Here is a 4,156-nt window from a genome sequence, read left to right on the forward strand (position 1 = left end):
TAGGGCGCGTAGCTCAGTTGGTTCAGAGCACTTGGTTTACACCCAAGGGGTCAGGGGTTCGAATCCCTTCGCGCCCACAGAATTTAAGATTTCCAAAATTTGGAAATCTTTTTTATTTTAACAGAAAATTAGCTCAGTTAGTTCAGAGCATCCCGATTTCACATCGGGAGGGTCAGGAATCCAAATCCCTTCGCGCCCACTTTTATTCCCAAATCCCAAAGTTTACCTACTTTAGGGTTTTTTGTATGCCGAAATTTTACGTTTATATATTATTCTCTGAAGTACTGAATAAATATTATATTGGTTCTACCCAGAATATTAATATACGTTTAGAAAAACATTTACAAAGTAACAAAGGTTTTACATCGAAGGCTAAAGATTGGGTTCTGGTGTATTCTGAAGAGTTCAAAACAAGAACAGAAGCAATTCGAAGAGAGCGACAAATTAAGAAGTGGAGAAGTCGAATTATGATTGAGAAGTTATTTAAAAAGTAGCTCAGTTAGTTCAGAGCATCCCGATTTTGCATCGGGAGGGTCAGGGATTAAAATCCCTACACGCCCACTTTTATTCCCAAATCCCAAAGTTTATCTTCTTTAGGAATTTTTTTATACCGAAATTTTATGGGATCAAGCCTAATTGTGGTGTTTAAGCAAAAATTGTAGTAAAATATTTAAGAAGAAACCTCACGAGGTTTTATTAGGCAAGCGTTTTTTCTTCAGCTTCAATATAATTTGCAAGATATTGCGCGTCTTTTTTAATTCCCCCTAAAGTTGCCGAGCCTCGTGTATGCAGCCAGGGAAGACCTATAAAGTATAGTCCTTTAATATTACTAATACCACGATTATGTTTTGGGTAGCCGTCTTTAGAAAGTTCCAGGCCTTCTATCCAACTAAAATTTGGTCGGTAACCGGTGGCCCAGACGATATTTTTTAGCCCTTCGATTTTTCGATTTTTAGTAATGATAATTTCGCCTTTTGCATCTTTTGTTTTTCCAACAGGAATAACGTTCTCTCGTTTTAAAATACTTTTTACATTGGTCCCAATAATAGGTTGCTTAGACTCACTCAACTTTTTCCCCAGCCAGGTATTTCGACTAAAATTTAAAAAACCAATTTTTGTGAACCACCACCATAATGTTTTTCCTAAAATTTCTTGTGGAAGTACCCGAACGTTGGTAGCGCCAGAAAAATAAGTGGTTCTGTTAGTTTGAGAGATTTCATCTAAGATTTGAAATCCCGAATCTCCTGCCCCTACAACCATTGCCGGCCCTTCTTGTAATTGACCGGGATTTTTATAATAATTACTATGAATCTGGAAAATAGCTGTTGATATTTTCTTAGAAAAAGATGGCGTGTATGGAATATGAAACGGCCCTGTAGCAATCACTACATTTTTACAATGTATCTCGCCGTTTTGATGCTTCAGAATAAAATAATCTTCTATTGGCGAAATATGCTCTATTAATGTGTTTAACCTAATTTCAATATCAAATTCGGCTACATAATTTTTAAAATATTCAGCTACATCTTCTTTTGTTGGATAATAACCTTTTTCGGCAGGGAACTCCATTCCTGGAAGCTTATTAAATTCTGAAGGTGTAAAAAGTTTAAGGGAATCCCAACGGTTTAACCAGGAAGCTCCAACTTCCTTTTCCTTATCTACCACAACATAATCCTTACCCATTTTATTAAGGTAATAAGCCATTGAAAGTCCGGCCTGTGCGCCGCCAACAATTACAAAATCCAACATCGATTTTAATTTTAATCAAAGATAGGTTTTAATTTCTGCCTTTTAAATCTTACAGAATCGCTTAGAATTATTAATTTTAAATGAAATTAAGTTTATGGAAAGAAAGATAAGGCCTTACGTTTTGGCCGAAACCAATTGGAAACACATTAAAAACGAAGATTTTAGCATAGCTGTTTTGCCCTGGGGAGCTACCGAAGCGCATAATTATCACCTGCCGTATGCTACCGATAATATTCTTGCCGAAGAAGCTGCAATAAACGCAGCCCACAAAGCCTGGGAAAAAAATGCAAAAGCAGTAGTTCTACCTACCATTCCATTTGGAGTGAATACCGGCCAAATGGATGTAAAATTATGTATGAATCTTAATCCCAGTACCCAATACGCTATTTTAAAAGATGTAGCGCAGGTTTTAGAAAAACATAAAATCAATAAACTGGTGATTTTAAACGCCCACGGCGGCAATAATTTTAAACAACTAATCAGGGAATTAAGTCTTGAATTTCCAGATATCTTTACCTGTGCGGTAAACTGGTGGCAGGTTACAGATGCAAAACCTTATTTTGAAGAGCCCGGTGATCACGCAGGAGAATTGGAAACTGCGGCTGTTATGCATTTGCGGCCTGAGTTAGTTTTACCTTTAGAAGAAGCGGGAGACGGCAGCGCCAAAACTTTTAAGATTAAAGCTTTAAAAGAAGGTTGGGCGAGTGCACAACGGGAATGGACTCAAGTTACTGAAGATACAGGTGTAGGAAATCCTAAAGCTGCAACCGCTGAAAAAGGAAAGATTTTCTTTGAAAAAGCAACCGATATGATTGGCGAATTCTTCGTAGACTTACACGAAGCTGACTTGAAAGATATGTATCAATAAACTAGAGATGCTCAAAGCTTTAGCTTATATTTTTGGATTTTTACTTTTAGGTGAGTTAATCACCTATTTTTTTGAAATCCCAATCGCCGGCAATATCCTGGGAATGTTTCTTATTTTCCTGGCTTTACGGTTAAAAATCATAAAACTTCAGGATGTGAAACCGGCCTCAGATAAGCTTATAAAATACCTGGTTTTATTCTTTATTCCTTATGGGGTTGGCTTAATGGTTTATTTCGAAATTATCGCCGATTACTGGTTACCCATTTCAGTAGCTGTAATTGCCAGTACCGTAATCACGCTTTATGTTTCAGCAATAATTATTGAAAAATTCGGGAAGTAATGCAAGAATTTTTTCAATTACCAATATTTGGTGTTTTTATAAGTCTAATTGCTTTTGCGGGTGCACGTAAACTTCAGAAAAAATTTAATTACGCGCTATTGACTCCAGTTTTGGTAGCTATTGTTTTTATTATTTGTTTTCTGTTGATTTTTAATATTGATTTTGAAGATTATAATCGCGGCGGAAAATTTATTAGTTTCTTCCTGGGGCCATCGGTAGTGGCACTTGGTGTGTTTTTTTATGAAAAATATGAAGAAGTAAAACAGAATTTAAAAGTGTTCTTGCTTTCGGTAGCCGTTGGTGGAATAAGCGGAGTTTTAACTGTGATCATTTTTCTTCTACTTTTAAAAGTCCCTGATTTTATAATTGAATCGTTGGCGGCAAAATCGGTTACTACGCCAATTGCTATTGAGATCACCAAACTTACCAATGGAATTCCAGAAATTACCGCCGGAATTGTAATTGCCGTGGGAATTTTTGGTAACGCATTTGGACCATTTATTCTGAAGAAATTAGGCATAAAAAGTAAAATTGCTATTGGTACTGCTTTAGGTACAGCTGCCCACGGAATTGGCACCGCGCGTGCCTTTGAAGAAAGCAAACTCGCCGGGGTTTACAGTGGGTTGGCTATGTGTGTAAATGGAATTATCACCGCGCTTATTACTCCCTATTTACTTCAGTTATTCCTTGGGAGTTTCACCTGATTCGTTTTCGTTCTGTTCTGTTTTTCGTTTAAAATATTCAATAATGGAAGGAGCAGTAAAACCGTGAACCACTATAGAAATTAGAATAATAAAAGCGGTAATAGAATAGAGTTCATTTTTATGTTCAAAACCATCAAATTCAACGAAGGCCCAGGCGAGATAAAATACAGAGCCAATTCCCTTAATTCCCAGGAAACTAATGGCAAGTTTATTCTTAAAACTGTCTCTAATCCCCGTCATACTTATAATTCCTGCCAGGGGCCTAATAATTAAAACAAAAGCAAAAGCGAATACAATTCCACGCCAATCGGTAAGGCTTAACATTCCATTCATAATAGAACCACCAAAAAGAATAATCCAAACCACGAGTAAGATGCGTTCTATTTCGTGAACAAAATCGTGCATTTTTGTCTTGTAATCTCCGCTAACTTTTTCAAAATGTCTTAGGCTTAAACCGGTAAAGAAAACAGCAAGAAAACCATACCCATGCAGGAG

At 36.8% G+C, this 4,156-nt stretch carries 6 protein-coding genes and 1 tRNA gene; 5 read left to right on the plus strand and 2 right to left on the minus strand.

What is annotated here, in order from left to right; translation table 11 throughout:
- Nucleotides 1–2: 2 nt before the first annotated feature.
- A tRNA-Val gene (locus AACZ30_RS13190) sits at nucleotides 3–77 on the plus strand.
- A gap of 168 nt (nucleotides 78–245) precedes the next feature.
- Nucleotides 246–494 carry a GIY-YIG nuclease family protein gene (locus AACZ30_RS13195; protein WP_339649929.1) on the plus strand — a complete coding sequence of 83 codons (249 nt, stop codon included), beginning with the start codon at nucleotides 246–248 and terminating at the stop codon, nucleotides 492–494.
- A 202-nt stretch (nucleotides 495–696) separates the two neighbouring features.
- On the opposite strand, the gene AACZ30_RS13200 is transcribed toward AACZ30_RS13195, so the two are convergent.
- Entirely contained in the window at nucleotides 697–1,749 is a 1,053-nt protein-coding gene (locus AACZ30_RS13200) for an NAD(P)/FAD-dependent oxidoreductase (RefSeq protein WP_339649922.1), read from the minus strand.
- Nucleotides 1,750–1,843: 94 nt separating this feature from the next.
- On the opposite strand from AACZ30_RS13200, the gene AACZ30_RS13205 reads away from it, so the two are divergent.
- From AACZ30_RS13205 to AACZ30_RS13215, 3 genes are read left to right on the plus strand one after another with little or no spacing between them, the layout of a single operon-like run.
- Nucleotides 1,844–2,617: a creatininase family protein gene (locus AACZ30_RS13205; protein ID WP_339649923.1), complete on the plus strand. Its 774-nt coding sequence runs from the start codon at nucleotides 1,844–1,846 to the stop codon at nucleotides 2,615–2,617.
- Between the two features lie 7 nt (nucleotides 2,618–2,624).
- Nucleotides 2,625–2,957: a CidA/LrgA family protein gene (locus tag AACZ30_RS13210; protein WP_339649925.1), complete on the plus strand. Its 333-nt coding sequence runs from the start codon at nucleotides 2,625–2,627 to the stop codon at nucleotides 2,955–2,957.
- A complete protein-coding gene (locus tag AACZ30_RS13215) occupies nucleotides 2,957–3,661 on the plus strand; it encodes an LrgB family protein (RefSeq protein ID WP_339649926.1) in 705 nt (234 codons plus the stop codon). The genes AACZ30_RS13210 and AACZ30_RS13215 overlap by 1 nt, the downstream gene beginning before the upstream one ends.
- Here AACZ30_RS13215 and AACZ30_RS13220 read toward each other — a convergent pair.
- On the minus strand, nucleotides 3,638–4,156 hold a 519-nt coding region (locus AACZ30_RS13220; RefSeq protein ID WP_339649928.1), incomplete at its 5' end, for a cation:proton antiporter. The genes AACZ30_RS13215 and AACZ30_RS13220 overlap by 24 nt on opposite strands.

Origin of the sequence: uncultured Salegentibacter sp. (assembly GCF_963972535.1) — a bacterium.
In the GTDB taxonomy this organism is placed as follows: domain Bacteria; phylum Bacteroidota; class Bacteroidia; order Flavobacteriales; family Flavobacteriaceae; genus Salegentibacter.

Coding starts and splice junctions, on each gene's coding strand:
- AACZ30_RS13195 (WP_339649929.1), top strand. CDS start 246: ATGCCGAAATTTTACGTTTATATATTATTCTCTGAAGTACTGAATAAA.
- AACZ30_RS13200 (WP_339649922.1), bottom strand. CDS start 1,749: ATGTTGGATTTTGTAATTGTTGGCGGCGCACAGGCCGGACTTTCAATG.
- AACZ30_RS13205 (WP_339649923.1), top strand. CDS start 1,844: ATGGAAAGAAAGATAAGGCCTTACGTTTTGGCCGAAACCAATTGGAAA.
- AACZ30_RS13210 (WP_339649925.1), top strand. CDS start 2,625: ATGCTCAAAGCTTTAGCTTATATTTTTGGATTTTTACTTTTAGGTGAG.
- AACZ30_RS13215 (WP_339649926.1), top strand. CDS start 2,957: ATGCAAGAATTTTTTCAATTACCAATATTTGGTGTTTTTATAAGTCTA.